This is a genomic window from Bacillus sp. 2B09 (genome assembly GCF_003946835.1).
Taxonomy (GTDB): Bacteria; Bacillota; Bacilli; order Bacillales; family Bacillaceae; genus Bacillus; species Bacillus altitudinis.
Genome location: NZ_RPSG01000002.1, coordinates 202,753 through 228,537, shown reverse-complemented (window position 1 = coordinate 228,537; position 25,785 = coordinate 202,753). Strand labels below are relative to the sequence as shown.

General features: G+C 43.5%; 29 protein-coding genes. 10 read left to right on the top strand and 19 right to left on the bottom strand.

Features of this window, described 5'->3' with window-relative positions:
* From bacB to EBQ12_RS06100, 4 genes are read left to right on the top strand one after another with little or no spacing between them, the layout of a single operon-like run.
* Positions 1 to 708 carry a 3-((4R)-4-hydroxycyclohexa-1,5-dien-1-yl)-2-oxopropanoate isomerase gene (gene bacB, locus EBQ12_RS06115; RefSeq protein WP_017368257.1) on the top strand — a complete coding sequence of 236 codons (708 nt, stop codon included), beginning with the start codon at positions 1 to 3 and terminating at the stop codon, positions 706 to 708.
* A complete protein-coding gene (locus EBQ12_RS06110) occupies positions 705 to 1,466 on the top strand; it encodes an SDR family NAD(P)-dependent oxidoreductase (RefSeq protein ID WP_007497757.1) in 762 nt (253 codons plus the stop codon). Before bacB ends, EBQ12_RS06110 begins: the two co-directional genes overlap by 4 nt.
* Before the next feature lie 14 nt (positions 1,467 to 1,480).
* Positions 1,481 to 2,902, top strand: a complete 1,422-nt coding sequence (bacD, locus tag EBQ12_RS06105; protein WP_125589391.1) for an alanine--anticapsin ligase — start codon at positions 1,481 to 1,483, stop codon at positions 2,900 to 2,902.
* Between the two features lie 17 nt (positions 2,903 to 2,919).
* The gene (locus tag EBQ12_RS06100) at positions 2,920 to 4,113 is read left to right on the top strand and encodes an aminotransferase class I/II-fold pyridoxal phosphate-dependent enzyme (RefSeq protein WP_206428013.1); all 1,194 of its coding nucleotides are present in this window, start codon (positions 2,920 to 2,922) and stop codon (positions 4,111 to 4,113) included.
* A 15-nt stretch (positions 4,114 to 4,128) separates the two neighbouring features.
* Here the strand turns inward: EBQ12_RS06100 and EBQ12_RS06095 are convergent, their stop codons facing one another.
* The 12 genes from EBQ12_RS06095 to EBQ12_RS06040 all read right to left on the bottom strand — a co-directional run bounded on the left by EBQ12_RS06095 (position 4,129) and on the right by EBQ12_RS06040 (position 15,166).
* On the bottom strand, positions 4,129 to 4,920 hold the full coding sequence (locus tag EBQ12_RS06095; protein ID WP_017368261.1) for an SDR family oxidoreductase: 792 nt from the start codon (positions 4,918 to 4,920) through the stop codon (positions 4,129 to 4,131).
* Positions 4,921 to 5,012: 92 nt separating this feature from the next.
* The gene (locus EBQ12_RS06090; protein ID WP_017360110.1) at positions 5,013 to 5,468 is read right to left on the bottom strand and encodes a dTDP-4-dehydrorhamnose 3,5-epimerase family protein; all 456 of its coding nucleotides are present in this window, start codon (positions 5,466 to 5,468) and stop codon (positions 5,013 to 5,015) included.
* Positions 5,461 to 6,315, bottom strand: a complete 855-nt coding sequence (gene rfbD / locus EBQ12_RS06085; RefSeq protein ID WP_017360111.1) for a dTDP-4-dehydrorhamnose reductase — start codon at positions 6,313 to 6,315, stop codon at positions 5,461 to 5,463. Before rfbD ends, EBQ12_RS06090 begins: the two co-directional genes overlap by 8 nt.
* Positions 6,316 to 6,318: 3 nt before the next feature.
* Positions 6,319 to 7,284, bottom strand: a complete 966-nt coding sequence (gene rfbB / locus EBQ12_RS06080; protein ID WP_125589387.1) for a dTDP-glucose 4,6-dehydratase — start codon at positions 7,282 to 7,284, stop codon at positions 6,319 to 6,321.
* Complete coding sequence (locus EBQ12_RS06075) at positions 7,281 to 8,021, bottom strand: sugar phosphate nucleotidyltransferase (RefSeq protein WP_017360113.1); 741 nt, start codon at positions 8,019 to 8,021, stop codon at positions 7,281 to 7,283. The genes rfbB and EBQ12_RS06075 overlap by 4 nt, the downstream gene beginning before the upstream one ends.
* A 2-nt stretch (positions 8,022 to 8,023) precedes the next feature.
* Positions 8,024 to 9,052 carry a glycosyltransferase gene (locus tag EBQ12_RS06070; RefSeq protein WP_125589385.1) on the bottom strand — a complete coding sequence of 343 codons (1,029 nt, stop codon included), beginning with the start codon at positions 9,050 to 9,052 and terminating at the stop codon, positions 8,024 to 8,026.
* Positions 9,049 to 9,789 carry a cytidylyltransferase domain-containing protein gene (locus EBQ12_RS06065; RefSeq protein WP_125589383.1) on the bottom strand — a complete coding sequence of 247 codons (741 nt, stop codon included), beginning with the start codon at positions 9,787 to 9,789 and terminating at the stop codon, positions 9,049 to 9,051. The genes EBQ12_RS06070 and EBQ12_RS06065 overlap by 4 nt, the downstream gene beginning before the upstream one ends.
* A complete protein-coding gene (locus tag EBQ12_RS06060) occupies positions 9,779 to 10,903 on the bottom strand; it encodes an N-acetylneuraminate synthase family protein (RefSeq protein WP_079919335.1) in 1,125 nt (374 codons plus the stop codon). Before EBQ12_RS06060 ends, EBQ12_RS06065 begins: the two co-directional genes overlap by 11 nt.
* A 1-nt stretch (position 10,904) precedes the next feature.
* Positions 10,905 to 11,780, bottom strand: coding sequence for a GNAT family N-acetyltransferase (locus EBQ12_RS06055; RefSeq protein WP_057078901.1), 876 nt, complete (start codon positions 11,778 to 11,780; stop codon positions 10,905 to 10,907).
* Positions 11,777 to 12,955 carry a DegT/DnrJ/EryC1/StrS family aminotransferase gene (locus tag EBQ12_RS06050; protein WP_057078900.1) on the bottom strand — a complete coding sequence of 393 codons (1,179 nt, stop codon included), beginning with the start codon at positions 12,953 to 12,955 and terminating at the stop codon, positions 11,777 to 11,779. The genes EBQ12_RS06055 and EBQ12_RS06050 overlap by 4 nt, the downstream gene beginning before the upstream one ends.
* A gap of 21 nt (positions 12,956 to 12,976) precedes the next feature.
* Positions 12,977 to 14,389 carry a capsular polysaccharide export protein, LipB/KpsS family gene (locus tag EBQ12_RS06045; protein WP_125589381.1) on the bottom strand — a complete coding sequence of 471 codons (1,413 nt, stop codon included), beginning with the start codon at positions 14,387 to 14,389 and terminating at the stop codon, positions 12,977 to 12,979.
* 6 nt (positions 14,390 to 14,395) lie between these two features.
* Positions 14,396 to 15,166, bottom strand: a complete 771-nt coding sequence (locus EBQ12_RS06040) for a glycosyltransferase family 2 protein (RefSeq protein WP_025208175.1) — start codon at positions 15,164 to 15,166, stop codon at positions 14,396 to 14,398.
* Between the two features lie 175 nt (positions 15,167 to 15,341).
* Between EBQ12_RS06040 and EBQ12_RS06035 the strand changes: the two genes are divergently transcribed.
* The 3 genes from EBQ12_RS06035 to EBQ12_RS06025 all read left to right on the top strand — a co-directional run bounded on the left by EBQ12_RS06035 (position 15,342) and on the right by EBQ12_RS06025 (position 17,531).
* Positions 15,342 to 16,016 (top strand): YIP1 family protein, encoded by a 675-nt coding sequence (locus tag EBQ12_RS06035; protein ID WP_017360120.1) that lies wholly within the window; start codon positions 15,342 to 15,344, stop codon positions 16,014 to 16,016.
* A gap of 223 nt (positions 16,017 to 16,239) precedes the next feature.
* Positions 16,240 to 16,782: a spore coat protein GerQ gene (gene gerQ / locus EBQ12_RS06030; RefSeq protein WP_125589377.1), complete on the top strand. Its 543-nt coding sequence runs from the start codon at positions 16,240 to 16,242 to the stop codon at positions 16,780 to 16,782.
* A gap of 131 nt (positions 16,783 to 16,913) precedes the next feature.
* A complete protein-coding gene (locus EBQ12_RS06025) occupies positions 16,914 to 17,531 on the top strand; it encodes a cupin domain-containing protein (RefSeq protein WP_007497783.1) in 618 nt (205 codons plus the stop codon).
* Between the two features lie 41 nt (positions 17,532 to 17,572).
* On the opposite strand, the gene EBQ12_RS06020 is transcribed toward EBQ12_RS06025, so the two are convergent.
* The 3 genes from EBQ12_RS06020 to EBQ12_RS06010 form a co-directional block, all read right to left on the bottom strand.
* Positions 17,573 to 17,944 (bottom strand): DUF423 domain-containing protein, encoded by a 372-nt coding sequence (locus EBQ12_RS06020; RefSeq protein WP_003215282.1) that lies wholly within the window; start codon positions 17,942 to 17,944, stop codon positions 17,573 to 17,575.
* A 67-nt stretch (positions 17,945 to 18,011) separates the two neighbouring features.
* On the bottom strand, positions 18,012 to 19,322 hold the full coding sequence (locus tag EBQ12_RS06015; protein ID WP_007497786.1) for a purine/pyrimidine permease: 1,311 nt from the start codon (positions 19,320 to 19,322) through the stop codon (positions 18,012 to 18,014).
* A 33-nt stretch (positions 19,323 to 19,355) separates the two neighbouring features.
* On the bottom strand, positions 19,356 to 19,688 hold the full coding sequence (locus EBQ12_RS06010; RefSeq protein WP_008343634.1) for a YwdI family protein: 333 nt from the start codon (positions 19,686 to 19,688) through the stop codon (positions 19,356 to 19,358).
* A gap of 172 nt (positions 19,689 to 19,860) precedes the next feature.
* On the opposite strand from EBQ12_RS06010, the gene EBQ12_RS06005 reads away from it, so the two are divergent.
* The gene (locus EBQ12_RS06005; protein WP_125589375.1) at positions 19,861 to 21,219 is read left to right on the top strand and encodes an aldehyde dehydrogenase; all 1,359 of its coding nucleotides are present in this window, start codon (positions 19,861 to 19,863) and stop codon (positions 21,217 to 21,219) included.
* A 26-nt stretch (positions 21,220 to 21,245) separates the two neighbouring features.
* Here EBQ12_RS06005 and EBQ12_RS06000 read toward each other — a convergent pair whose 3' ends face one another.
* Together EBQ12_RS06000 and EBQ12_RS05995 are read right to left on the bottom strand one after the other, a co-directional pair.
* A complete protein-coding gene (locus EBQ12_RS06000; RefSeq protein WP_125589373.1) occupies positions 21,246 to 21,932 on the bottom strand; it encodes a uracil-DNA glycosylase in 687 nt (228 codons plus the stop codon).
* Positions 21,929 to 22,756 carry a glycosyltransferase family 2 protein gene (locus EBQ12_RS05995; RefSeq protein ID WP_125589371.1) on the bottom strand — a complete coding sequence of 276 codons (828 nt, stop codon included), beginning with the start codon at positions 22,754 to 22,756 and terminating at the stop codon, positions 21,929 to 21,931. The genes EBQ12_RS06000 and EBQ12_RS05995 overlap by 4 nt, the downstream gene beginning before the upstream one ends.
* A 127-nt stretch (positions 22,757 to 22,883) precedes the next feature.
* On the opposite strand from EBQ12_RS05995, the gene EBQ12_RS05990 reads away from it, so the two are divergent.
* Positions 22,884 to 23,189 carry a general stress protein gene (locus EBQ12_RS05990; RefSeq protein ID WP_125589369.1) on the top strand — a complete coding sequence of 102 codons (306 nt, stop codon included), beginning with the start codon at positions 22,884 to 22,886 and terminating at the stop codon, positions 23,187 to 23,189.
* 126 nt (positions 23,190 to 23,315) lie between these two features.
* Complete coding sequence (locus EBQ12_RS05985) at positions 23,316 to 24,125, top strand: bifunctional hydroxymethylpyrimidine kinase/phosphomethylpyrimidine kinase (protein ID WP_008343648.1); 810 nt, start codon at positions 23,316 to 23,318, stop codon at positions 24,123 to 24,125.
* 46 nt (positions 24,126 to 24,171) lie between these two features.
* Here the strand turns inward: EBQ12_RS05985 and EBQ12_RS05980 are convergent, their stop codons facing one another.
* A complete protein-coding gene (locus EBQ12_RS05980) occupies positions 24,172 to 25,248 on the bottom strand; it encodes a chitobiase/beta-hexosaminidase C-terminal domain-containing protein (protein ID WP_125589367.1) in 1,077 nt (358 codons plus the stop codon).
* A gap of 154 nt (positions 25,249 to 25,402) precedes the next feature.
* Entirely contained in the window at positions 25,403 to 25,657 is a 255-nt protein-coding gene (locus tag EBQ12_RS05975; protein ID WP_008359596.1) for a hypothetical protein, read from the bottom strand.
* Positions 25,658 to 25,785 lie beyond the last annotated feature (128 nt).

Below are 25,785 nucleotides of genomic sequence, written 5' to 3'. Positions count from 1 at the left end.
ATGCAAACTGAACAAAAGACGCAAGAACGATATTTTCCTCAAGCGAAAAAATTAGAATGGGATAATGGCGTTATCCAATATTCCACTGTAAGAGGCGGTACGGAAGTATTAATTTCATACGTCCCTCCCCGCACGATCATTGAACCTCACGAACATCCCGAAGCACAAATCGGCATTGTATTAAAAGGCGAGCTTCAAATGACTGTCGGCCAATCGACTCAACTGCTCACCCCATTAGAATCAGCCTATATCGCACCACCGTTTGTCCCTCACGGCGCTTCAAATCTGACAGATGAAGAAGTGATCGCCATTGATATTAAGAGATTAAAGGATGACGAAGAATATACAGCTCCCCCCACTTATTTCTTAGACATTTTCAAAACACGGGATTTACTCCCTGGCATGGAAGTGACTTTTTTTGTGGAGGATTGGATGGAGCTGATGATTGCCAATATCCCTGGAAACGGTGGAGAAATGCCTTTTCATAAACATAGAAATGAACAAATCGGTATTTGCATCAGCGGAGGGTATGATATGACAATCGAAGGCTTTACAGAAAAGATGGAATTTGGCACCACCTATTTCTGTGACCCACGGGAAGATCATGGGGCCATCAATCCAAAGCCAGAAGCATCAAAGTCTATTAATCTCTTCTTCCCTCCCCGCTATAATCGCTTGAAGCCAAAGGCATCTAAGGTGAAGAAATGAAGCTGGATGGAAAAGTTGTCCTCATTACAGGAGGTGCGTCGGGGATTGGGCTTGCTGCTGTCAAGCTCTTCCTCGAGCATGGAGCAAAAGTAGCTGTCGCTGACATCAATGAAAGCAGCGGCAACCAACTCATTGAGTCATTACCGCATGAGCACCTTGCATTTTTTATAACAGATATTACGAAGGAGTCTGACTGTCACCAAACCGTTCAGAGCGTGCTGAGCCGATTCGGTGCCATTGATGTCCTCATTAACAATGCAGGCATCGAAATTGTCTCACCCATTCATGAGATGGCACTGGAGGATTGGCATCGTATTCTTCAGGTCAACCTGACCGGCGTCTTTCTCATGAGTAAGCATACATTGCCGCATATGCTTGAAAAGAAGAGTGGAAGTATTATCAATACCGGATCTGTCGGAGGTCTTGTGGGTTGGCCTGACATTCCTGCATACAACGCAACAAAAGGCGGTGTCATTCAGCTCACCAAATCAATGGCCATCGACTATGCCGCTCATCAAATCAGGGTGAATTGTATTGCCCCTGGCATCATTGATACACCATTAAACGAGAAGTCCTTTTTAGACAATCACACAGAAAGTCTCGAGATCGTCAAAAAGGAAAAAGCAAAGGTGAATCCTATGCTACGGCTTGGAAAACCTGAAGAAATTGCTGGCGTGATGCTGTTTCTCGCCTCTGACCTATCCAGCTATATGACTGGAAGTGTCGTCACTGCAGATGGCGGTTACACCGCTAGATAAAAGGAGTGCTTTCATTGAGTAAAAAAACTGTACTTGTCATTGCTGACTTAGGAGGGTGCCCGCCCCATATGTTTTATGAAAGCGTGGCGGCATCATACCATATCGTTTCTTATATCCCAAGACCCTTTGCGATTACAAAGGGACATGCCGAGCTAATCGAAAAATACTCCATTGCCGTCATCAAAGACCGTGATTATTTTGAGACACACCCTTCTTTTGAACACCCTGATTCTATTTACTGGGCACATGATGATTATCCAAAATCAGAAGAAGAAGTTGTGGAAGACTTCATTCGAGTAGCTTCCTTTTTCAAAGCAGATGCAATCACGACCAATAATGAATTATTCATTGCACCGATGGCAAAGGCCGCTGAACGTCTTGGGCTACGAGGTGCCGGTGTCAAGGCAGCCGAAATGGCGCGTGATAAAAGCCAAATGAGGGCTGCATTCAATGCCTCTGGCGTCAAAGCGGTGAAAACTCAGCCTGTCACGACTTTATCTGATTTCCAACAAGCCATTGAGTCTATCGGAACACCGCTCATTTTAAAGCCTACATATTTAGCCAGTTCTATTGGCGTCACCTTGTTTCATGACAAAGCCGGAAGTGATGACTTGTTTTTACAAGTACAATCGTATTTGGAAACCATACCAGTCCCAGACGCTGTCACGTATGAAGCACCGTTTGTCGCTGAAACATATTTAGAGGGTGCTTACGAAGATTGGTATGAAGATGAAGGATATGCTGATTATGTCAGTGTAGAAGGGCTGGTCGTAGAGGGCGAATATCTCCCTTTTGTCATACATGATAAAACCCCTCAAATCGGTTTTACAGAAACGGCTCATATCACTCCGACGATCTTAGACAATGAAGCCAAGCAAATCATCATTGAAGCAGCAAGGAAGGCAAATGAAGGGCTAGGTCTTGAACATTGTGCAACCCATACAGAAATCAAACTCATGAAAAATCGAGAAACTGGACTGATCGAATCAGCGGCTCGATTCGCTGGCTGGAATATGATCCCGAATATTAAAAAAGTCTTTGGCGTCGATATGGCGAAGCTATTGATTGATGTATTAGTTGATGGTAAAAAGGCTGTACTGCCAAAACAGCTGCTTTCTGGACATACATTTTATGTAGCGGACTGCCACCTGTACCCTCAGCATTTTAAAGAGAGTGGGCATATCCCACCTGAAGCCACACATATCACCATTGATCATGTGTCTATTCCAGAGGAGGCATTCGTTGGAGATACTGCGATTGTCAGTCAATCATTCCCTGCCAAAGGGACTATGGTGAATCTTGATTTATTTGAAGCTTTTAATGGTATCGTATCCCTTGAATTAAAAGGATCATCCTCACAAGACGTTGCCGCGTCCATCCGCAACATTCAGAAACAGGCAACGATTCAGTTAATGGATGAATTAGTGAAGGGATAGAAAGAGAGGCTGCTGTGGTGAAAATGTTAGCATCTAAAATGATTGAACGGCTGCCTGAACAGAAATTCGGCACCGTCTTTGAAAAAATAGCTCAAAAGACAAAAAACGGAGCAAACATCATGAATCTAGGTCAGGGGAACCCTGATCTACCAACTCCTCCCCATATCGTGAGTGCCCTACAGGAGTCAGCGGGTGTTTTGCCATTTCAACAGTATGCCCCTTTTAGAGGCTTTGACTTTTTCAAACAAGCCATTGCAGATTTTTATAGATCGGAATTCGGTGCTGAGATTGATCCGCAGAAGGAAATTGCTCTTTTCACTGGCGGAAAAACGGGGCTGTATGTCATGAGTCAGTGTCTGCTTGATCCAGGAGATATCGCACTCGTTCCCGATCCAGGATACCCTGAATATCATTCAGGCATTTTGATGGCAGACGCCAAGCCATACAGTATCAAACTTGAAGAGAAAAATGGCTATTTACCAGATCTCTCCTCAATTGATCCTGACATAGTCAAAAAAGCAAAAGTACTGTTCTTGAATTATCCGAATAACCCCACGGGTGCTGTTGCAAATGAGGCATTTTTCGAAGAGGTTGCTGCCTTTGCGGCCGCTCACGAGCTGTATGTTATTCATGATTTCGCCTATGGTTCATTTCATTATGAACAAACACCCGTGAGCTTCATGAATACTCCTCTCGGGGAAAGTGTAGGAGTGGAATTATATTCTCTATCAAAGACTTTTAATATGGCAGGATGGAGAGTCGCTTTTGCTGTTGGAAATGAGGAGATCATCCAAGCCATCAACACCTTCCAAGACCACGTGTTTGTCAGTATGTATGGCGGATTTCAACACGCTGCGACTGCTGCCTTGCAAAGTGATGACCGTCATATTCAATCATTAAGGGCGATATACCTTGAACGAATCAATTTCTTCATCCGGCAAGCGGCGAGAAAGCTTGGTTGGACAATCGAACGTCCACCCGGCGCCTTTTATTTATGGGCTCCGATTCCTGATGACTTTGAACATTCTCATGCCTTTGCTGACTATTTACTCGAACATGCCGATGTTGTCGTCACGCCTGGAGGAGTATTTGGAGCCAATGGAAGCCGTCATGTACGCATTTCCATGGTTGCCCCGATTGAGGAGCTTGCTCTCTTTATCGATCGCCTGTCCATCCTCCCCATTCGATTTCATCAAAAAACCCGCCAATAGCGGGTTTTTTTCAGTTTATATACTTTTCATCGTTCCACCGTCTACGGAGATTTGTTGACCTGTGATATAAGAAGCTTCCTCTGATGCCATAAAAGCTGCCAATGACGCCATCTCACTCGCTGAGCCCACTCTTTGCATTGGAATACCTGATGCGACAGCTTGTACAGCCTGCTCTCGTGACAATCCCTGATTCGTCATCATATTGCCGATAAATTGTTCATACCGATCGGTTGCAATAAAACCTGGATTTAAACAATTTACCGTAATACTAGACGACGCGAGCTGTGTCGCTGCATTTTTACTGGCATTAATAATCGCTGCATTCATCATACTATTCGTAAACATTTGTTCACCAGGTTCCTTCCACAGGTTCCCGACAATTTGAATGATCCGTCCATATTCATGTCTTTTCATCAATGCTGCTGCACGCTTCATTGTATCGACGTAAGCGATGGCTTTTTGGGAGAAAGCAGCCAGCATCTGGTCAGTTTCACATGAATCAAATGTATCTGGCTTTCCTCCTGGAATGTTATTGATCAGCACATCGAGTCTGCCAAACTCCTTTTCTATTTGTTCAAAGGCTTCCGACCTCACTGCTTCAAGCGACATATCTCCACAGAATAGAGACAGCGGTTCCTTTGTTTCTGTCATATCTTGAATGTGCTGTTTCGTCTGTTCAAGTGAGGCCATATTTCTAGAGTTGATGATCACCTTCATATCGCTCTGAGCGGCAAGTTTTATTGCGATTGCCTTTCCAATGCCTGTACTTGCCCCTGTTACAAATGCAATTCTTTTAGACAAACTCATCCACATCCCTTTTCATCAATATACATAAAATGACACATATAGAATGTATTTCAACAAAAAAAGACCTTTCTCCTGCGAAAGGCCTCTCTTCTCTATTTAAATGTCGTTTCCCAGTTAAATCCGATCGCCTCATCATTCCACGCAATTCTCTTCTCATCTGGTTTTTTTGGGTCGTACGATTCTGTTGTAAAATAAACAATCTGCAGCGGCGTCTCCCCTAATACGCGGTAGCCATGGGCAACTCCCTTTGGGATGAGGAGCAGCATCGGATTATCTTCTCCCATATAATACACATCGGTTTGATCCTTTGTCGGAGAATCTTCTCTCAAATCGTATAAAACGACCTGTGCATGACCTGCTGGGAAAAACCAAACATCGTCTTGTTTTTCATGATAATGAAAGGCTTTGATGACTCCTGGGAAACTTTTCGACCACGACGCCTGCCCAAAGCGCTTCAGCATCGGTTCGTCATCTCGAATAAGCTCTGCGAAAAAGCCGCGATCATCACAATGTTTCATGAGTTTTTTCGTTTGTACACCATCAATCATGCTGCTCGAATCTCCCTTCTTTCTGCAAGTATTCGTGAAGTGCATCCTTCCAATGTCTTGGCTTCCAGCCTGTCGCTTCAATCGCTTGAAGATCTAAAACAGAGTAGGCGGGCCGAGGTGTTTGGAAACCATACTCTTCAGTGGAAATGGGTTCAATTGTCGTAGACAGACCGCTTGCTGCCACAATTTCTGTCGCAAAGTCAAACCATGAACAGCTTGCTCGGTTACTGACATGATAAATACCTGCTTTCTGGTCAAACAAGTGAATCAAAGCTTCTGCGGCATCCTTTGTATAAGTAGGAGACCCTAACTGATCATTGACGATGCGCAAATGATCCTTCGTTTCAGCCAGCCGAAGAATGGTATTCACAAAATTATGTCCCTCATGTCCATAAAGCCACGATGTCCGAATGATCTTCACTTCATCTGATACAAGATGAATCAATTCTTCTCCAAGTTTTTTACTCTTTCCATAAATGGTTTGTGGATCTGCTTGTGCGTCGATTTGATAAGGGGTATCCGCTTGCCCATCAAATACATAATCTGTGCTGACATGTAACACATCTGCCCCTACGTTTTTAGCTTCAAGCGCTGTATAGTAGGCGCCAATCCCATTCACAAGATAGGCTTTTTCCGTTTCTGTTTCGCATTGATCGACAGACGTATAAGCAGCCGCACTGACAACAATATCCGGACGGAAATGTCTCATTGCATGTCTGACTGCCTGTTGATCTGTGATATTCAGCATACTCCTTGTTAAAGCAATGACGGTGATGTCTTTTTCTTTCAGCTGTTTCGTCAATTCTTTCCCTAATTGGCCGCCTGCACCGGTGATTAAAACTTTCATCGGTCACCCTTCTTCACTTTGATCATATTTGGCACGGTACCAATCAATCGTTTTTTCGATACCTTTTTCGAATGAAGTTGCCTGCACCCAGCCAAGCTCTTCTTTTAGCTTACTGGCATCAATGGCATACCGCCTGTCATGCCCTTTCCGGTCTTGAATAAACTCGATTTGGTCATGAGAGATGCCTAGATGTGTGAGAATGGTTTTGGTTAAATCAAGATTTGTTTTCTCGTTGCCTCCGCCAATATTGTACACCTGACCGGCTGTTCCGTTTTCTACTACTTGTTTTACGGCTCTCGCATGATCCTCTACATAGAGCCAATCGCGAATCTGCTGGCCGTCTCCGTAAATCGGAATCTTTTCACCATTGACCGCTTTTCTAATAATGGTTGGGATTAATTTTTCTTCATGCTGATAAGGTCCGTAGTTGTTGCTGCATCTTGTGATCATGGCAGGTATTTGGTGGGTGTGGATATAAGATTTCACAAGCAGGTCTGAACTTGCCTTGCTTGCTGAATAAGGATTATTCGGTGAGAGTGGTGTTTGTTCTGTGAAAGCAGGATCATCCGGCTCCAAATCTCCATATACTTCATCTGTGGAAATATGAATGAGTTTATTCGCCTTTCCCTTTAAGACCGCTTCAAGCATACGATAGGTACCAAGGACATTTGTTTGGATAAAGGGTTCTGCTGACTCAATACTGCGATCGACATGTGATTCTGCTGCGAAATGAATGATGGCATCATAGGCTTCATCAAATACTTGATCTAGTTCGTCTTGCAGCGTGATATCTCCTTGGACAAAACGGACATGAGGCAGCTTTGATAAATATTCCATCTCCTCTGGATGACTGGCATATGTTAATTTATCAAATACGGTCAGCCGGACATCGGATTCTTGAAGCAGCAGCTTCACAAAATTCAGTCCAATAAACCCTGCTCCACCTGTAATTAAATAAGACTTCGTCATTCGTATCCCTCTTTTTCCTTCATCGTTTCAAACATTTTTGTTGATGCTTCGTGGAGAGATTCATGAGTTCCTGCATCAATCCACCACCCTTTTAACATATCATAGGTCAGCTGGCTATTTGAGATGTAGAGATTGTTCACATCAGTAATCTCTAGTTCACCTCGATCTGACGGCGAGATTTCCTCGATATATTGAAAGACGTCTTGATCATAAAAATAGATGCCCGTGACGCAGTAAGATGACGTCGGATGCTCTGGCTTTTCTTCAATTGATAAAATTCGGTGATGAGCAGGATCAATTTCTGCAATGCCAAACCGTTTTGGATCTGCCACCTCTTTCAATAAAACCTTGGCTCCGCTTTCTTGTTGCCTAAAGGCGTCGACAAAAGGGCGTAATGAATCTTCAAATACATTATCACCAAGCATCAGCACAAATTTTTCCCCTTGAGCAAAGGACTTTGCATAGGATAAACCATCGGAAATACCAGACGCTTCTGGCTGTACTTGATACACAATGTTCATCCCAAGTTCACGATCATCTTCCAGTAACTTTTGAAACAACGGAATTTGTTCTTCCTGTGAAATCAGCATCACATCTACAATTCCTGCTTCTTTCAGTTTGAATAATGACCAATAAATCATCGGGTATGGACCAACCGGCAGCAAGTGTTTGTTGAAAATCTTCGTTAATGGTGCCAGCCGTGATCCCTTTCCTCCTGCTAAAATAACTCCCTTCACATCTACACATCCTTATGTTCTTTTTGGTGTGAATTCATGAGGTGTATAAGAATGTTTTTCACTCGTTCGATTCCTTTTCCATCAATGAGTGAACGTCCATTAAGATGAATGCTTCTGCGGAGAAAATAGCTGTCAGACAGTTTTTGAACAGCTTGCAACAGGTCATTTTCTTCCACAAGGGCACCTAATCCAAGGTGAAAACAAGCGCCCTTTTGCGCAAACATGCTCGCTGTCACTGCTTGGTGGTCTACTTGCGATAGGACAATGCTGGGCACCCCGATACAAATTACCTCATATAACGTCATACCGCCTGCTACGATAGCCACATCAGCTTCTGATAAAAGAACCGGTAGTTGATCTGTATGTTGAATGAATTGGATATGTTCCGCCTCTACTTGCTCTTTGATGTGAGAGGCTTTTCCTGCGACCGCTAAAATGTCTAGGTGATTTGTTTGAAGAAGCGCCGATACAGCCTTTGATAACAGGCCGCACGGATCACTGCCCCCAAGGCTGATGACCACCTTTTTACATTCTTTCCGAACCTCATATGTGTCTTTGAATCGATTAATCTCGTGATCTAACAATAAATAGGGCGTTCCATGATAATAAGCCGTGCCATTAAGCTGCTCGTGCTTCCCGTCCAGACCGCCATAAATGCCGTTTATGACCGTGTCTGCAAGCTGACAGGCTTCCTCTCTTTTTTCCTCAAATAAGACCAGCCTCGCACTATCGCAGGAATCTTTGATCGTTTGAAGAAACTGAAGATCACAATCAAGGACATCTATGACTAAAAGGTCAGGCTTTAGCTTTTTGATGTCTTGTTGGATTTGTAGAAGCGCATTCGACTCATGCACCATCTGAACGTGCCACTCTGGGTTCGAAAGCATTTCTACACAAATCTGATCATTTGTATAGAAATATAAATCGTTCCCTTCCTGAAGCAGTTCTTTTGCCAAACGTTTCATTCTGACGACATGACCCATTCCTCTTAAAAAACCCCCATAAACAACAATCATGATTTTTTTGTTCATTCAGCATCCTTCTGTCTCACAGATTGATTCAAACGAACAATGTCTGGATGTTGTTCACAGATGGAAATGAGCTCAGCTGTCGGCACAGCAATAGAACCACCAGCTTTCTCTAATAAACGGGTAGCAAACACATAATCTTCTTCTGTATCAATCGTGAATCGATAAGCAGGATATGCAAGTTCTTTGGGCGGTGTGAATAATTGAAGGTGAAATTGCTCGGGATGCTTTCTGATATACAGCGTGACATGCTCACGTTCTGAATAAGTGAGGGGAAATTTGTCGATTTCACATAAAATAGATGCCTCAATCATTTCCCCGGAAATACCGAGTGGTGTTCCGTTCGTATATGTGTAATCAGCATTTTCCTGTTTATGTTTTTCAAGCATTTTCGACAAAAGCGAAGGATCTATAAATGGATTGTCCCCCGTTAAACGTACAACCGTTTTAGGTTCAAATTGGCGGACAATCTGCGCAAACCGCTCAAGCACATCTGCCTCACTACCTCGAAACACCTTATAACCCTTTGACATACAGTATTGAGCCAAATAGTCATCCTCTGGCTCGACCGTTGTGGCAATCATAAGATTTTGCATTTTGTGATGGTAATCATCTGATTGCTTCACCCGCTCCACAATCAAATCAATCAGCGCCATGCCGCCGATCGGTTTCATCACTTTTTTGGGCAGTCTTGTTGACCCCATCCTAGCCTGAATGACAAAAAGCACATCATGCATCATCATGAGACTCCTGCGTGAGTACGTCTTTCCACGAAACACCTGTATGAGCTGGGATGTCTCTCACAGCCTTTGTGCCAAGTAGAACCGGCATATATCGCGGATGCAACCCCTGATTTTTTTGTCCAGGGCGCAGCACGGCTACATTTTCTGACGTGAGGGTCTCACCCTTTGCAATGCCTTTTGTCGTAAAAATTCCTCGATACGCAAATTCTCGAATCTGCCCTTCAATGGCTGTTGTTGTTTTATAAGAACTGCCAAGAAGCTCCTCTGGTAATGAATGAACGTCTATTTCCGCTTGATTCCGCTGCTTTTCTGCCGCTCGAATGTGCTGAACCATTTCCTTTAATTCTTCAGGATCAAGAGCAAATGAATGATCCGCTCCGGGTAATGTTTTATCTATTGTAAAATGTTTTTCAATCATTGCTGCCCCGAGCTTCACAGCGGCTACTGGCGCTTCCGTCGGGTGTTCACTATGATCTGAAAAGCCAATGACTGCTTCAGGGAAAGCGGATCTTAAGGTTTTAATCACCCGCAGGTTCGTATATGCTCTAGGCGCTGGATACTTTGCCACACAATGCATGATGGCGACTTGCTTATTTTGCTGGCTCGTAATCGTTTCGTATGCTTCATGAACATCTGCAATGGTGGCCCCAGCTGTTGAAAAAATGATCGGCTTTTGAAAAGAAGCCGTATGACGCAAAAGAGGCAAATGGTTGATTTCATAGGATGCCAGTTTAAAAGCAGGCGGATTCGTTTGATTCAATAAATCAGCCGATTCTTCGTCACACACGGTGCTTAAAAACATCAGTCCTTTTTCCTTACAACGTGTCAATAAGACAGGCAGCCATTCTGGCGGAAGCTCCATTTGTTCCACTAAAGAAAAAATAGACACTTCTTCTCCTTTGGCCGTTTCGTATAACCCCGGTTCCTTTTGATACATCCGATCCGCTTGAAACATTTGAAACTTCACCGCATCAGCCCCTGCTTCTTTTGCCACATCAATTAAAGCAAGTGCCTGATCCAGCTTTCCATCATGGTTAATGCCTGCCTCTGCAATGATAAAGACAGGCGCATCATCTCCCACTTTGCGATCTCCGATATAGAAATGCGCCATCTTACCTCTCTCCTTTTTTCGGCCACACATGGTAATACAAAAAGGCATTTGTTGTCCTAAATCCCATCTTTTCGTACAGCTGGATGGCTGTCGTATTATGAAGCTGTGTCCCCGCAGAAATGAAGTGATGCCCTCTGTCATGAGACACTTTCATCATCTCAATAAACAGCTTTTTTCCGATCCCTTTTCCTTGAACATCCGGTCTAATCGCAAAAAGCTCAAGCCCCATCTCATGACCCTTTGTCATACCTTGAATCAAGCCAACCACTTCATCATTCACCTTGGCAACGAGGTTGATATCTGCGCGTCCGAGTAGGTTGTTTCTCATCCACTCCTGATAAAAATGCTGAACAACACGCTGGTCTAAATATGGATCAAGGGCATAACGACTTTTCACAAAAGCCTGATCACCTAGTAAGACCGCCTCATCGTAATCCTTTTCATCTGGCACACCCATCACCACATCTTGATCAGATGATGGCATCTCCATGAGGGCAGGCGGTGCCTCAAGCCTAGTGAGACCACCGACATAATACACATGGGATAGTTTTTGAACAATGCGGTTTTTTTCAAGATCAGCCGCCTCAAGCCGTAAAAAGAAAAAATCACATTTTTCTGTTCTCATCCAATTGATGAATCTCTCCATCAATTCTTTAAAGAGCAGCGCTGATTCAGCTTCCACAAACTTCACATGAAAAATATGCTTGTCAAAAATGCCGCTCTCCCATTTGGACCATTCGTATAACAGCACTGCTTTGAGCTTAGCGCCGCTGACAAGAGCAAACTGCTTGAATTCTGCCATGCGTTCCGCTTCATGATCATATGTTTTCAGCCAAGATGCCAGCACCTGATCGTCTATTGCATGAACGACTTTCATGAAGAGGCCTTCTTGTCTTTCAAAATAGACACGACTGCGGTGATGACATCCTGCACATCTTCATCTGTCATACTTGGATAGAGCGGGAGCGAAAGCGTTCGTTTGTAATAAGTGAGTGCCTCAGGGAAATCCTCTGGTGAATGGTTGTAGGTCTCTTGATAATATGGATGCAAGTGAACGGGAATAAAATGAACACTCGTGCCGATTTTATATTCCTTTTGCAGCTGATCAATCATGTCATCGCGTGTGATCAATGCTTCTTTTGGATCAACTTGTAGCACATATAAATGCCACGCATGTCTTCCCTCATCATGTACAGGCGGCAAGATGAGACCAGCTTCATGTTGAAATGCCTGATTGTATGTCTTCGCAATCTGTTCTCTGCGTGTCTGCATCTCCTTCAATCGGCTTAGCTGAACGAGCCCTAACGATGCTTGCACGTCAAACATGTTCATTTTATAGCCCGGTTCCTCGACCTCGTAATACCATGTTCCCTTTTCTCCATAACGATTCCACGCTCCCTTACTCATGCCATGGAGCGCCAGCCTTCTGATTCTAGCTGCAAGTGCATCATCATTTGTCGTCAGCATGCCGCCTTCACCAGTCGCTATGTTTTTCGTTGCATAAAAGCTAAAAGCGGTCGCATCACCAATTGATCCAATCGGTTGATCGTGATAGGTCGTATAAAGGGCATGAGCGGCATCCTCCAGCACGAACAAATCATACTTTTTGGCAATCGCTAAAATTCGGTCCATATCACACGATTGACCAGCAAAATGTACAGGGACAACCGCTTTTGTATGTGGTGTAATGGCCGCTTCTAATTTCTCCGCATCTAGATTGAGTGTCGCCGGATCAATATCCACGAAAATAGGGGCTGCCCCCGTATGGATGATCGTATTGGCTGTTGCGCAGAACGTCAGAGGCGTTGTGATGACCTCATCACCAGCTCCAATGCCTCTCGCCTTTAACGCTAAAAATAGAGCAGCTGTACATGAATTAACTGCTATCGCGTGCTTCGCTCCAGTCAGCTGCCTAAACTCTTCTTCAAACTGTCTCACTTTTGGTCCGGTGGACAACCAGCCGGACTTTAATGTTCCAATGACTTCATCAATTTCTTCCTGTTCAATAAAAGGCAGTGCATAAGGAAGAAATTGTGCTCTCTTTTGTCCCATATCGCTTGCACACCCCTATCTTCATCTCTGAAAATCCACGCCTGTTTTTGTTTTGAGCAGAGAAAGCAGAACATCGGTCGATTGTGCATGCGGATAATGTTCTTGAATGAAACGAGCCCCTTGCTGTTTCGCCAGCTTCATTTCTTGTTCATCCGATAAAATACGGATCGCTTTCTCGGCCAGCTCAATAGGGTTTTCCATGTGGCAGCTGCCAAGCGACTCGTAATAAGGGTATCTTCTGCCTTCTGTCATTTTTCCAATTAGTACACTCTTTTTAAAGAGCATTGCTTCCAGACCAACTGTTGATGTGAGCGTAATGACCATATCCATATACGGCAGGAGGTCATACAAGTCGATCTCTTTTTTAATTAATCTCACATGGTTCCCCGCGCGCTCAATCGCTGTATAGTCATTTAAACGATTTCGAGCGATTTCCCACGGGTGCGGCTTCATAATCAGCTGAATGTCTTTCCGTTTTGCAATCGTTTTAAGAACATCACCGTAAAAGGCTTCTGAAAACGGCTGTGTTGCCACAAGCACAGTCTTTTGGGCAGGGTTGAAGTTCAATTTACGAAAGACCACTTCCTGTTGAAGCGGTGTTCGCTCCTGCACCAAATCAAATCTCGGGTGACCTGTGATCTCCACCTGCTCAGGCTGACAGCCTTTGTCTACATACCAGTCCTTTTCATATTTTCCAAACACTCCGTGGCAGGTGGTGAAAATCGGCAAAAAGGCTTCGTCTCCCATGAGCGCACCGTGCTGAAGACAAATACTTGTGAGATGGCGCTTCACGGTTTGCAAGGCGAGCACACGGCTATAAGCATCCTCCGTCGTACCAACAACAACAGCTGCAATAGGCTGCATCTCAAATAGCGTTTCTATTTGGTCAATCACATCAATAAATTGCACAATGTCCTTCCGAAGCTTTTCTCTAAAAAAGACATTGCCAAAGACAGGATGCTGGGCGTAAGGTTTCAATAGAGCATTTGCTTTTTCAATATATTCAACATGGGCTTCTTTATTAACCTCTCCGGCTAATTCAGGCTTACTGATCACTGGTAATCCGAAATAATCAGCCTTCTTCCAGCGCGCGAGCACCACTGTTTGGTTCGGATGAAACCGCGTGTAATTTTGTTCAGTAAAACGCAAGTGTTCAAAGTGAAGAAGCACCTTTCCATGACTCGGACGATAAGGGGTACGCTTGATCTGCTGTTTATGCTGATCAAAAAAGGGCTGAATGTCTTGCGGCTTTGGACAAGTCGTTGTCAGCTCTTCACCAAACGCTTCATCTTCCATACGTTCCCTCACTTCAGGACTGATGTATTGATAAAAATTACTGATTAACCCAAGGGGTATGTGGCGATAGGATAAGTCTTTCATCAGATTCACATACTCAAAGTACACCTGCCAATAATGATGAATATAATGCGACACTTAAGGTCACCTCCCATGTCTTTGTTTTAATATATGGCGGAGCTCCCTGCAGGTAGACTGCGGAGGAAGTGCTTGAATAAAATCGCTTTTCTCTTCTTCTGCCAACTGATAATGAATAGACTGTTCTGTGATGTAGTTTGTATCCAATACCTCATCAAAAGGGTAGAACGGATAAAAGTGATTTAATCTAAAAAAGAACCGGGCATCCCCTATTCGATAAAAATGCGGACTCTCGTCCCAGTAGGATCCAAACTCAGCTCGAATCTTTGTTAAAATGGATGCACGATGTACAACTGAACAGTGATCAATAGCACAAGGTGCATTCCACTGCACCGTTTGCGCAGGTCGAATCGTTTCCTTTACTGGCTCTCTTTCGCTATTTAAATAGATAACTTTTGAACTAGAATAGACAATTTCTTCATTCGGACGAGCATCTAAATAATTCGTGAGCTTCTCTAAACGGTCTGGTGCGTAGACATTGTCATCTGTGGCATAGGAAATATACTCGCCCTTTGCCTGTTCTAATGCTTGATTAATGAGGACGGCATAGCGGGTTTTCGCCGTTCTTTCCTCCAGCGTTTTCACCCCGCTTTGGATAAAATGGACGCGTGGATCTTTACGGAAAGGCTCAATAGCAGCAAGGGTTTGTTCGTTTGATCCATCATCCATGATAAAAAGTTCAAGGTCTGACAAGGTCTGCTGCAGCACCGCTTCAATTGATCTGCCAACGTAGGCCGCTTTGTTGTAGCTCGTCATAATGACCGTTACTTTCGTCAATTTTTCCACCTCGGTCTCTTTTAAACTATGGTTATCATATGTGTCTCCTCTTAAAGAGACTGTAGAGTGACCTATTTTTTATAAAATTGGATTTTTTTCATGATCTATCTTTGAAAAACGTAAAAATTTTGGTAATATAAGTAATCATTTATGTGTATTAAAGGAGTAAAGAACATTGGAGTATATGAAGAGTGATCTCTCCCAAGAAGAGGAAGCAAAAGGTTTTTTTCGATTCTTTAAAATTTTTGTCGCGACAAAAACGATTATTCGCTCATATGAACATACCTCTATTCCCATGTGGCTGATGATACTCCTTGCAAGTATCGCTGGTACAAGCTGGATGTACGAAGGGTATTTTAGTGAGTATATGGGCAATCATATTCCATATCCTTTTATTCTGTTACACGGAGCAGGTTTTGGTATTTTAGTAGGCAATTTTCTTCTATTTTTTGGTTCATTCATTTTACAGTGGTTAGGACGACTGTTTTTTGGCAGTAAAGCGCCGTATCGAGATGTGCTCAAAGCTTGCACACTGACGGTCATTTTCCCTTCCACCTTATTTGCTCTTACTTGGATTTTTACTGTGGGGTTGCTTGGTCCGTATACATTTGTGAAAATCTCACCCTATTTAGACCAGCACTATGAAGTATGGTATTATCTCAGCGTTTTACCACTGGTTGATGCGTATACCAAAGCATGGATATTTGGGATGGCTGTTTTAGGCCTTGTTGCTGTGATGAAGCTGAGAATATGGCAGGCCTTTATCATTGCCATCACACCGATCGCCTTATTTTTTCTCATCATGACCCTTCTCTATGACGTGCAGCGGGCTATGAATTGGTTGATGTAAACAGGCATTCCTTAGATTGTTGAAAACCTTTGCATTCTAGGAATTACGAGTACGGGGTTTGCCTGAACACTGAGGAACTGCACAAAGCAGTTCCTTTTTTTCGTTCAATGTACATATTCTCTCTTCCTGTCTCATAGTGTGAAAGAGAAAAAGAATGCTATGGAAACAACAGGCGCTTTTCTGCCTTCTGTTTAGAACACCATGAGGAAAGAGGAGGAACGTTATGAAATTGAAAAATCAATTTGGGCAAGGTTCGGGTTTCGAAGGTCAAGATTTTCGCCAGCAACAATATGGAGCAAATCCGTATCCTGCGCAGCAGATGGGTTATTCAGTCCCTCCCCAAACGCAGGGTCAAATGCAAGGTCAAATGCAGCAGGGGTATTCGCCAATGCCGTCTACTGGTACTTCACAAGGAGGCCAAGGTGGGCAAAGTGGCGGGCAGCCCTATCAAATTCCTTCTGGACCGATTTATCAGCAGAACGTCACCGGTCAGCTGCCGCTTGAGCAGTCCTATATTGAAAATATTTTACGATTAAACCGCGGCAAAGTAGCCACGATCTATATGACGTTTGAGGCAAGTAAAGAATGGAACTCTAAGATTTTTAGAGGGGTCATTGAGGCCGCAGGACGTGATCACATTATCATCAGTGATAACAAAACAGGGACACGATACTTATTGTTAACGATCTATCTTGATTACATTACGTTTGATGGGGAAATTAAATATGACTATCCATACTCGATGTCTACGTATTCTCCGAGATAACCTCAAGGTCATATTAGCAGCAAGGTGCAGACGCCCTTGCTTTTTTCTTTTGTCTAGGTTTTTGACACACCTTCGGGGGAAGGCTCATAAGATGCCTAGTAGTTTTTATTAAACGCCTAGAGGTGACATCAATGACTGTTGAGCTGGATTATACATCGCCGAATGTCAAATATTCATTTGATTTGAATCAAAGCCCCCTTGTGAAATATGACCAACACAACCTGATTAATGTTTTAGGAAAAAAACAATTAAATTCGCTCGATCAAGTATCTCTGCTGGATATATATTTGAGTAAAAGCAAAGTAGTAGAGCCTCATTATCATCAAAATGCTGCCGAGCTTGTTTATTGTATCGCCGGCTCTGCTGCTGTATCCATGCTGAACCCTTTTACAAAAAAGCTGTCCACCTACACCATTACCCCCGGGCAGGTAGCCAATGTGCCACAAGGCTGGTGGCATTATGAAGTCGCCTTGCAGGACAAAACCCATTTGTTAGCCATTTTTAACGCATCGACGCCAGAAGTCATCTTAGGTTCAGACCTTCTAACCCTCACGCCTTCACACATCATGGCACATACTTATTGCATGAACGAAACGCAGTGGAAGCAGGCGACGCAGCCCGTGAAGCCTGGTGTGTTTATCGGACCGTTCTGCCACCGGGAGGAAGAGGCACAAACGCACCCTGTCCCCCCTTCTCACTATGTACCTTATTATCAAGCACCTCCGAACTATTCTCCTTATTGGAGTTAAGAAAAAAACCGATGCCCCTATGAGAGCATCGGTTTTTTATCTTATAAATTTTTTGCTGCTGCAATCACTAGCATGATCCAAGAAGCGATAAATGCCACTCCGCCAATTGGTGTAATGGCACCTAGAATCTTCACCTGAGTCAAGGCAAGCACATAAAGGCTTCCTGAGAAGAAAAGAATGCCTGCCAGCATCACCCAGCCAGCGGTCGGCACTAGGGAAACACCTGACAGCTTATCTGCCAGAAAGGCGACAATAAACAGGCCAATTGCATGGAACATCTGATATTGAACCCCTTTATTCCATATCTCAATATACTTTTCAGGAATTTTCCCTTCCAGTCCATGTGCACCGAAGGCTCCAAGACCAACCGCAAGCATGGCGTTAATGGCACCTAATATGAAAAATAGTTTCATTCGTCATTCTCCTTATCTCGTCAATTATGTTTATCATAGCGCGGGTCTTATCCAACATTCAACTTTCCTATGATGCTGACACGAGATTGTCGGATTTCTTCTTCTTTCGAAGCAGCACTTGATCGACCACAATCGCAATCAGTGTGCCAAGAACAAGACCATTGCTCAATAAAGAAATCAGCACAGGATGCATGCCTTTCAATGCCCCTTGTGGCACAAACATTGCGCCCACGCCTGCTAAAACAGCGATGCCAAGCACAAATCGAATGCGCGGGATGTCTTCTTTTTCATACTGATCGAATTCTGACATGGCAATCCCAATCATAGAAGAGAACACCACAAAGTTCACAGCAAGCCCCACAGGTGACGGCAATGCAGAGAAAAAGCTCATCAATAATGGAAATAAACTAATGAGGACAATGAGCAGACTGCCAAGAAAAAATGGCTTTCTCGATGGAATTTTTGTTGTTTGTATAAAGCCCGCTGCCCCTGAAATAGGAACAGGCGCAATCGCACCAATCAGTCCGCTCAGCAAATGACCAAATGCGGCGACAAAACCAGCCGGTCTGGCTCGTTTCCGCTCACGCAGTTCACCAAATGCCTTGACGGAACTTTCCACAATTCGAATACTTGCCAGCATATTCACAATGAGTAAGATCGTAATAAAAAAGGACGTAACAAGCAGTCCACTGTCAAAGACTGGCATGCCAAATGGAAATAGCTTTGGAAACTCAATGATCTGCTCAGGAATGCGAACAGGCTTCGCTAGTCCGAGTAAAGCAAATAACAGCCAACCGCCTGCAAGTGCGAATAACACAGAAAACTGTCTTAAATAATGCCATTTTGAGCGGCTGATCATGAAGGTGATGACAATAATCAAGATCGATAGACAAAAGACAAGCCCATCTACCTGATTTCCCCGATAGCCGATCCCCATCAGCCCTTTCATGATTGGCTGACTTAACTGCACAACAAGCAGCAGCAAATAAATACCTGTGACAACCGGCGTAAATAAAGACGCAAGCCAATTAATGATTTTAAAGAGACTAAAAATAAAAAAGAACGCTGCACTAAAAATTAACGCCCCTTGTAACGCTTGCAAGGTTTCAGGATATGTAGCAAAAATCGTCCCTGTCATGCCTGCATAAAGGGTATATACCCCCCACCACAGCCCTGCTGGACTTTCATTGATCGGCAGCATATGACCGCATAAACACTGCACCATCGCCACAAGTCCAAGTGAAAAGAATGTACTCTGAATCAGTTCCGCCGACTGCACTTGATTTAATTCAAATGCTTGTGCAATCGCAATCGGCACAGCAATAGAAGCTGCGATAAAAAATGCCATCCACTGAATGGCGCCCAAAAATAGTTTCAACCCGATCACCTTCCCTTTGTCGTGACAAGACCATTAAAAATCAAAAATAGAGTCACCGTTGCCATCTTTCTCTTGTTGACCCTCTTCTTTATGCTGAAATTTCTTTGCACCGCTAGTGCCCATCAATTTCTCTAGCATGGCTTGATCCGTAGACACAGCCGGTGCAGATGGTGTCTGTATAGATGGAGGTGGTGAAATGACCGAAGACTGCGGCATTTGCACCTGTGATGATGTGTCGAGAATGACATCACATAGTGAAGAGATGACCGCCGCTTGACGTTTCACCTCTTCATCATTTCCACTTTGTTTTGCTTTTTGAATGGCTTCCTCCATTTTTTGAAGCAGACTTGATATATGAATATTCAAGGGTAGACCCTCCAATCTAAAAAATTCGTTTTCCAACATTATTTTACCAAATGAACAAACCGAATGGGTTCCTTTTTTCAAAGCTGTGTGCTTCTGTTCCTCTTATTTGACCCTTACCCAAGATTCACACATAATAAAAAAGAAACAATATCGTCTTTGAAAGGACTGAAAGATGAGCAAACTCACTGAACTCATTCACAAACAAAAAAACGTGCAAACACCAGTGGTTCAAGAACGAATCCGTCTTCTTAACGATTTGAAAAAAGCCATTAAACATCATGAAAAGGACATATTACAAGCCTTAGCCCATGATTTACATAAATCCGAACAGGAAGCTTATACAACAGAAATTGGCATGGTATATGAAGAGATCAATCATACCGTCAAACATCTTCACAAATGGGCCAAACCATCTCGCGCGAAAACACCTCTGACCCATATCGGATCGAAAAGTATGATCATTAAGGAACCGTACGGAAGTGTTCTGATTATTGCCCCTTGGAACTATCCTTTCCAATTGGCCCTTTCGCCATTAGTTGGAGCCATTTCTGCCGGAAATGCCGTTACTTTAAAACCGTCAGAATTAACGCCGCATGTCTCAAACGTGATTGGCACGATTGTGGAAAGCGTGTTTCAAGAAGATCTTGCAGCGGTCGTTGAAGGCGGTGTGGATGTCAGCACAGAGCTTCTGAAACTGCCTTTTGATTATATTTTCTTTACTGGGAGTGTAGCCGTCGGCAAAGTCGTCATGGAAGCGGCCGCAAAACATCTCACACCTGTCACACTTGAGCTCGGCGGAAAAAGTCCATGCATTGTCATGCCTGATGCAGACATCAAACTCGCTGCGAAACGAATCACCTTTGGTAAATTCACAAATGCTGGTCAAACATGTATTGCACCAGACTATTTACTTGTTCATGAATCGATCAAAGAAGAACTATTGCGTGAAATGACGACCTGTATCCGAGACTTTTACGGGGACCAGCCTGAAACAAATCCGCATTTCGGAAAAAATGTCAGCCAGCGTCATTTTGATCGACTTTCACAATTTCTCTCAAATGGCACGATGGTGACAGGTGGACAGCGCAATGAACAAGAGCTCAAAATCGCACCGACCATTCTAGATCACATTACATGGGAAGATCCTGTGATGCAGGAGGAAATTTTCGGACCTATTTTGCCGGTCATCACATTTGGTTCTCTTCAAGAGGCAGCTGACATGATTAAGGCAAGACCGAAGCCGCTCGCTCTTTACTTATTTACAACAAATAAAGAAACAGAAGCTTATATTCTAGACAACCTCTCATTTGGCGGGGGCTGCATTAATGATACACTGATGCATGTCGCCACTCCATATTTACCATTTGGAGGCGTTGGTGAAAGCGGCATCGGACGATATCATGGAAAAGAAAGCTTTTTCACCTTTACACATGAAAAAAGCGTCCTGCGCCAGACCAATCGCTTTGATTTTTCTTTCCGCTATCCAAATGCGAAAAACGGACTCGACATTGTCCGCAAATTTTTAAAATAAACAGGACGAAGGGATTTTCCCTCGTCCTATTTTGATTCGATGTCCTTGATACACCAGTTGATTTCATCGATCCCCATTTGCTTTAAATAGGCGTTTACTTTTGAGAACGGACGGCTGCCAAAAAAGCCGTTTCTTGCAGAAAAAGGACTTGGATGAGGTGACTCAATGATGTAATGCTTGCTTTGATCAATGCGTTCTTTTTTATTTTGCGCATGTCTGCCCCAAAGCACAAAAACGACTGGCTGATCTCGGTCATTCAGGACGTCGATGACGCGGTCTGTCACACGTTCCCAGCCTTTGCCTTTATGCGAGTTCGCTTCTCCTTTTCTTACAGTGAGCACGGTGTTTAACAGCAAGACACCCTGCTCTGCCCAGCTGACAAGCGAGCCATGGTTAGAGACCGGACAGCCGAGGTCATCCTTTAGCTCCTGAAAAATATTTCTCAAAGATGGCGGATGTTTGACACCAGGCTGAACAGAAAAGCTTAATCCGTGTGCCTGTCCTGGCCCATGATAAGGGTCTTGTCCCAAAATCACGACCTTCACATCTTCATACGACGTCAAATGGAGGGCACGATAAATGTCATCTGGCTTTGGAAACACGATCTGCGTACGATATTCTTCCTTTACCCACTCACGTAATTCCTGATAATATGGCTGTTCAAATTCACTTTTCATCACAGCCCACCAGCTATCATTTAAAAATGGCTTCATTTCGGTTGTCCTCCTTCTGTCTGCTGTGCCAATCTTGAGATCATCGGTTTTCCATCCCATACAATCTCACTCTCTGATTCTCGTTTTTTCATCGCTGGTTCTTCTAATAGGACAGCAAAGTTCGCTGTCGGCAAATCACCGAGCCCATGCTTTTCACTCAGATCATCTAAATAGTTCTTCCTTGTTTCACCAAGATCACTCGACTGATTGCCCCCACCATCAAAGAACGCATAGATCACACTGGCAGCTGGCACTCGTTTGGTTCGTGCATGCTGCGTAACACGCAGGAAAAAGTCCCAGTCCCAGTAGTGATGCATCGCTGGATCAAAATAGCCGATCTCATCATGTATGCGGCGTTTGTACATACTGCCAGAAGGAACGTATGTAGAAAAAACACGCATGTCCTCAATGTCCGCTGTATAAGCAAACAAACGTCTTGATACTGGAAAACGAGTCGCACCTCGTTCTTCAAACGAAACAATTTCCGCATCCGAAAAGACAAAATCAGCGTCTTCCAACGCCTTGCTCATACGTTCAATATGACAAGGTGTAAAATAATCATCGTCATCACTCAGCATAATGACGTCACCTGTCAGCTCACGCACGCCAACATTTCTTGCGTTCACATGCTGGACATTCTCATCTAAATGAATCAAGCGGATTGGCAGCTCAGGATAGAGTTCCTGAATCACGTCCACTCGCTCTCCTGCATCATTTACGACCACAATTTCAAAAGGCTGTACGCTTTGTCTCGAGATGGATTCAAGCAGTTCACACAATGCGCTCAGCCGGTTATGTGTCACAATTAATAAAGAAATCTTCATATCGGCCTAACTCCTTTAATAGATTCGTCTTTTTCATTAAAACATAAATCGGCTTTCTTCTCATGATATAAAAGGCGGTTTGATTGATCGAGAAAATGGGAATTTTTGATGAAAAGGAGTGATGACGATGGAATTTTTCACGGTTGAGAATAGTAAAGAAGCCAAACAGACGATCGAACAGATACAATCCACAAAGGACGATGTGTTTGTTTTTGCGTATGACCCCGAACGCTCTGATACCGTTACTGAGTACACGGAAGCAAAGAGCATGACAGCTGTCGATCAAGGGATTTTAGATCAAATCGCCAATATCATTCGCACCAGGGATGATGAACTGATGGCCAAAATCATGTCGACCGGCGCCGATCAAGAATTAGCCTTAACGCTTTTAGAGGAGCTGAAAAAAGGGAAATTGGTGATTTGTAAAAGATAAAGAATGAGGCGTTCCATGAAGAGTGGAACGCTTTTTTGTGCCGTTTCATTGTGATAAATGGAAAAGCTGATTATAATAAGGGATAGAACAGTAACTGTTACACATCACATTGGAGGTTCAGCAACTATGTCTATGAATAAAGCACTCACCATCGCAGGTTCGGATTCAAGCGGCGGTGCAGGTATCCAAGCAGATTTAAAAACGTTTCAAGAAAAAAACGTCTACGGGATGACAGCTTTAACCGTTGTCGTTGCAATGGATCCTCATAACAACTGGGATCATCAAGTGTTTCCAATCGATACATCAACAATCCGCGCGCAGCTCTCGACGATCGTGGAAGGCATCGGTGTAGATGCGTTAAAAACAGGTATGCTGCCAACAGTTGACGTCATTGAACTCGCAGCTGAAACGATCAAAACATATGAGCTGAAAAATGTCGTCATTGATCCTGTTATGGTATGTAAAGGTGCGAACGAAGTCCTTTATCCAGAGCACGCTGAAGCATTGCGCGAAAAGCTTACACCACTGGCAACAGTTATCACACCTAACCTTTTCGAAGCAGGTCAATTAAGCGGCATTGGCGAGATCAAAACGATGGAACAAATGGAAGAAGCCGCAAAACGCATCCATGAACTTGGTGCAAAATATGTGGTCATCACTGGCGGCGGTAAGCTAAGCCCAGATAAAGCGATTGACTTGCTTTATGATGGACAAACCTTCGAACGCCTTGAAACAGACAAGATCGACACAGAGTACACACACGGCGCAGGCTGCACATTCTCAGCCGCAGTCACAGCTGAACTAGCAAACGGCTCAGACGTGAAAGAAGCCATTTATGCAGCAAAAGAATTCATCACAGCTGCCATTAAAGGCTCTTTCCAACTAAACGAATACATCGGACCAACGAAACATTCCGCACATCGTTTGGATAAATAAAACAAAAAAAACCGATCCGCCGCTTGGGTGAATCGGTTTTTTTTGTTTATCGTAAGCTGAGTCTCTGTGCAAATAACCAATCTGTTAAGCCTGGCGTCTCATAAGCAGGCGTCCATGATGCATGATCATACCCATACTTGCTTGCATACTCGGTATAAATCGGTCTTCCACCAGCTTTTTGAATCGCTTGAATTGTATTTCTCGCATAACTGATAGGAATAATGGAATCATCCTCTGCATGAAATGCCCATATTGGCTTGTTCGCTAAAATTCCTGCCTTACTTGGATCTGCACCCCCCGCAATAGGAATCATCGCTGCAAACAAACGAGGATATGTGATGTTCAACTGATACGAGCCAAATCCGCCTTGAGATAAACCAGTCGCATAAATCCTTTTCTGATCAATCTTATAAGAAGTTAACACATGCTGAAGCACTTCATACGCTTTGTGTAAATCTGGTGAAAATTGAAACACATTTGTCAGGTCGATCTCATTTTGCGCGTTTCTTGTTAAAGCAAAACCTCCATCCACATCATTTCGAGCCTGAGGCGCTAGAACATATGCAGGATGCTTCTTTTGAACTTCAGGAGAAGCCCATAAAACTGCACCATCATTTGCAAGTAACTGCTTTTGATTATCGGTCCCCCGCTCCCCTCCTCCATGTAAGAACAGGACGAGAGGATAAGCTTTACCCCTCTTATGATTTTTCGGAATGTATAACCGATAAGGCATTCCTTGATATTCAAAAGATAAAAAAGATGAGGCAATGTCCTCTCGTGTGACAAAACGATAGTTGTACGTAGACGTAGCAAGGCGATGCTTATTTTTGTAAACGCTTACTTTTAAAGTCGTATCGGTATCAATTTGAATAGGCTTTTTATATCGCTGACTTTGAGTTGTCGGCTGGCTGCCATCTGTTGTGTAATAAAGAGAAGCTTTTGGCACCTGAGAATGGAGTGCCACCTCTTGCGAGCGATAATATTGACCAGATGGTACGGAGGCAGTAGGTGTAAAAAATGATGTGTGTTGCGTTCGGGCAGATGAAACGGAAGGATGAAGAAAACTCATAGAAAATAGCACAATGATAAAGGTGATCAGACATTTCTTGGTTGCATGGTTCATATCGTTCCTCCTGTATATGCTCAGATGAATTTTTATTTATTTTGTATCATGACAAACAGAATGTCAACGCTTTCATTTATATTTCTGAATACTCTGACTAAAATAAAAAAAGCATACCCGCACCCAGGTACACTCTTTCACCATACTTTTTTACCTACTTTTGCTGATCGGATTCTTTCGCCATTTTTCGAATAAAGGCTTCAATGGATTCAACAAATAAGGCATATTCTTTCATTTGTTTATACGTATCTGACAGCTTCTCTTTTAATTCTTCCTGCTCTAGAGAAGGTTCACCGAGAATAGATTGGACTTGAATCAGCAATTCTTTATATTCTTCACGTTTATCTTCAACATGATCTGCCATTGTCTCCAAGCGTTTTCTAGTCGTCGGCTGCTGTTTTGAATTCAAGTAAACAACCCCTTTTTGTCCTACCGCATTTGGATAAACGTCAGCCTCAGCTGTATATATTTTAAAATGATACCATAATTGAACCTGTTATCATATATGTAAAACGTCATCAAACCGCTTTAGGCCAA

Excerpts from the sequence above, each read along its gene's own strand:
- bacB (WP_017368257.1), top strand. The coding sequence starts at position 1 with ATGCAAACTGAACAAAAGACGCAAGAACGATATTTTCCTCAAGCGAAA.
- EBQ12_RS06110 (WP_007497757.1), top strand. The coding sequence starts at position 705 with ATGAAGCTGGATGGAAAAGTTGTCCTCATTACAGGAGGTGCGTCGGGG.
- EBQ12_RS06095 (WP_017368261.1), bottom strand. The coding sequence starts at position 4,920 with ATGAGTTTGTCTAAAAGAATTGCATTTGTAACAGGGGCAAGTACAGGC.
- EBQ12_RS06090 (WP_017360110.1), bottom strand. The coding sequence starts at position 5,468 with ATGATTGATGGTGTACAAACGAAAAAACTCATGAAACATTGTGATGAT.
- rfbD (WP_017360111.1), bottom strand. The coding sequence starts at position 6,315 with ATGAAAGTTTTAATCACCGGTGCAGGCGGCCAATTAGGGAAAGAATTG.
- rfbB (WP_125589387.1), bottom strand. The coding sequence starts at position 7,284 with ATGACGAAGTCTTATTTAATTACAGGTGGAGCAGGGTTTATTGGACTG.
- EBQ12_RS06070 (WP_125589385.1), bottom strand. The coding sequence starts at position 9,052 with ATGAACAAAAAAATCATGATTGTTGTTTATGGGGGTTTTTTAAGAGGA.
- EBQ12_RS06065 (WP_125589383.1), bottom strand. The coding sequence starts at position 9,789 with ATGATGCATGATGTGCTTTTTGTCATTCAGGCTAGGATGGGGTCAACA.
- EBQ12_RS06060 (WP_079919335.1), bottom strand. The coding sequence starts at position 10,903 with ATGGCGCATTTCTATATCGGAGATCGCAAAGTGGGAGATGATGCGCCT.
- EBQ12_RS06055 (WP_057078901.1), bottom strand. The coding sequence starts at position 11,780 with ATGAAAGTCGTTCATGCAATAGACGATCAGGTGCTGGCATCTTGGCTG.
- EBQ12_RS06050 (WP_057078900.1), bottom strand. The coding sequence starts at position 12,955 with ATGGGACAAAAGAGAGCACAATTTCTTCCTTATGCACTGCCTTTTATT.
- gerQ (WP_125589377.1), top strand. The coding sequence starts at position 16,240 with ATGAAATTGAAAAATCAATTTGGGCAAGGTTCGGGTTTCGAAGGTCAA.
- EBQ12_RS06025 (WP_007497783.1), top strand. The coding sequence starts at position 16,914 with ATGACTGTTGAGCTGGATTATACATCGCCGAATGTCAAATATTCATTT.
- EBQ12_RS06020 (WP_003215282.1), bottom strand. The coding sequence starts at position 17,944 with ATGAAACTATTTTTCATATTAGGTGCCATTAACGCCATGCTTGCGGTT.
- EBQ12_RS06005 (WP_125589375.1), top strand. The coding sequence starts at position 19,861 with ATGAGCAAACTCACTGAACTCATTCACAAACAAAAAAACGTGCAAACA.
- EBQ12_RS06000 (WP_125589373.1), bottom strand. The coding sequence starts at position 21,932 with ATGAAGCCATTTTTAAATGATAGCTGGTGGGCTGTGATGAAAAGTGAA.
- EBQ12_RS05995 (WP_125589371.1), bottom strand. The coding sequence starts at position 22,756 with ATGAAGATTTCTTTATTAATTGTGACACATAACCGGCTGAGCGCATTG.
- EBQ12_RS05990 (WP_125589369.1), top strand. The coding sequence starts at position 22,884 with ATGGAATTTTTCACGGTTGAGAATAGTAAAGAAGCCAAACAGACGATC.
- EBQ12_RS05985 (WP_008343648.1), top strand. The coding sequence starts at position 23,316 with ATGTCTATGAATAAAGCACTCACCATCGCAGGTTCGGATTCAAGCGGC.
- EBQ12_RS05980 (WP_125589367.1), bottom strand. The coding sequence starts at position 25,248 with ATGAACCATGCAACCAAGAAATGTCTGATCACCTTTATCATTGTGCTA.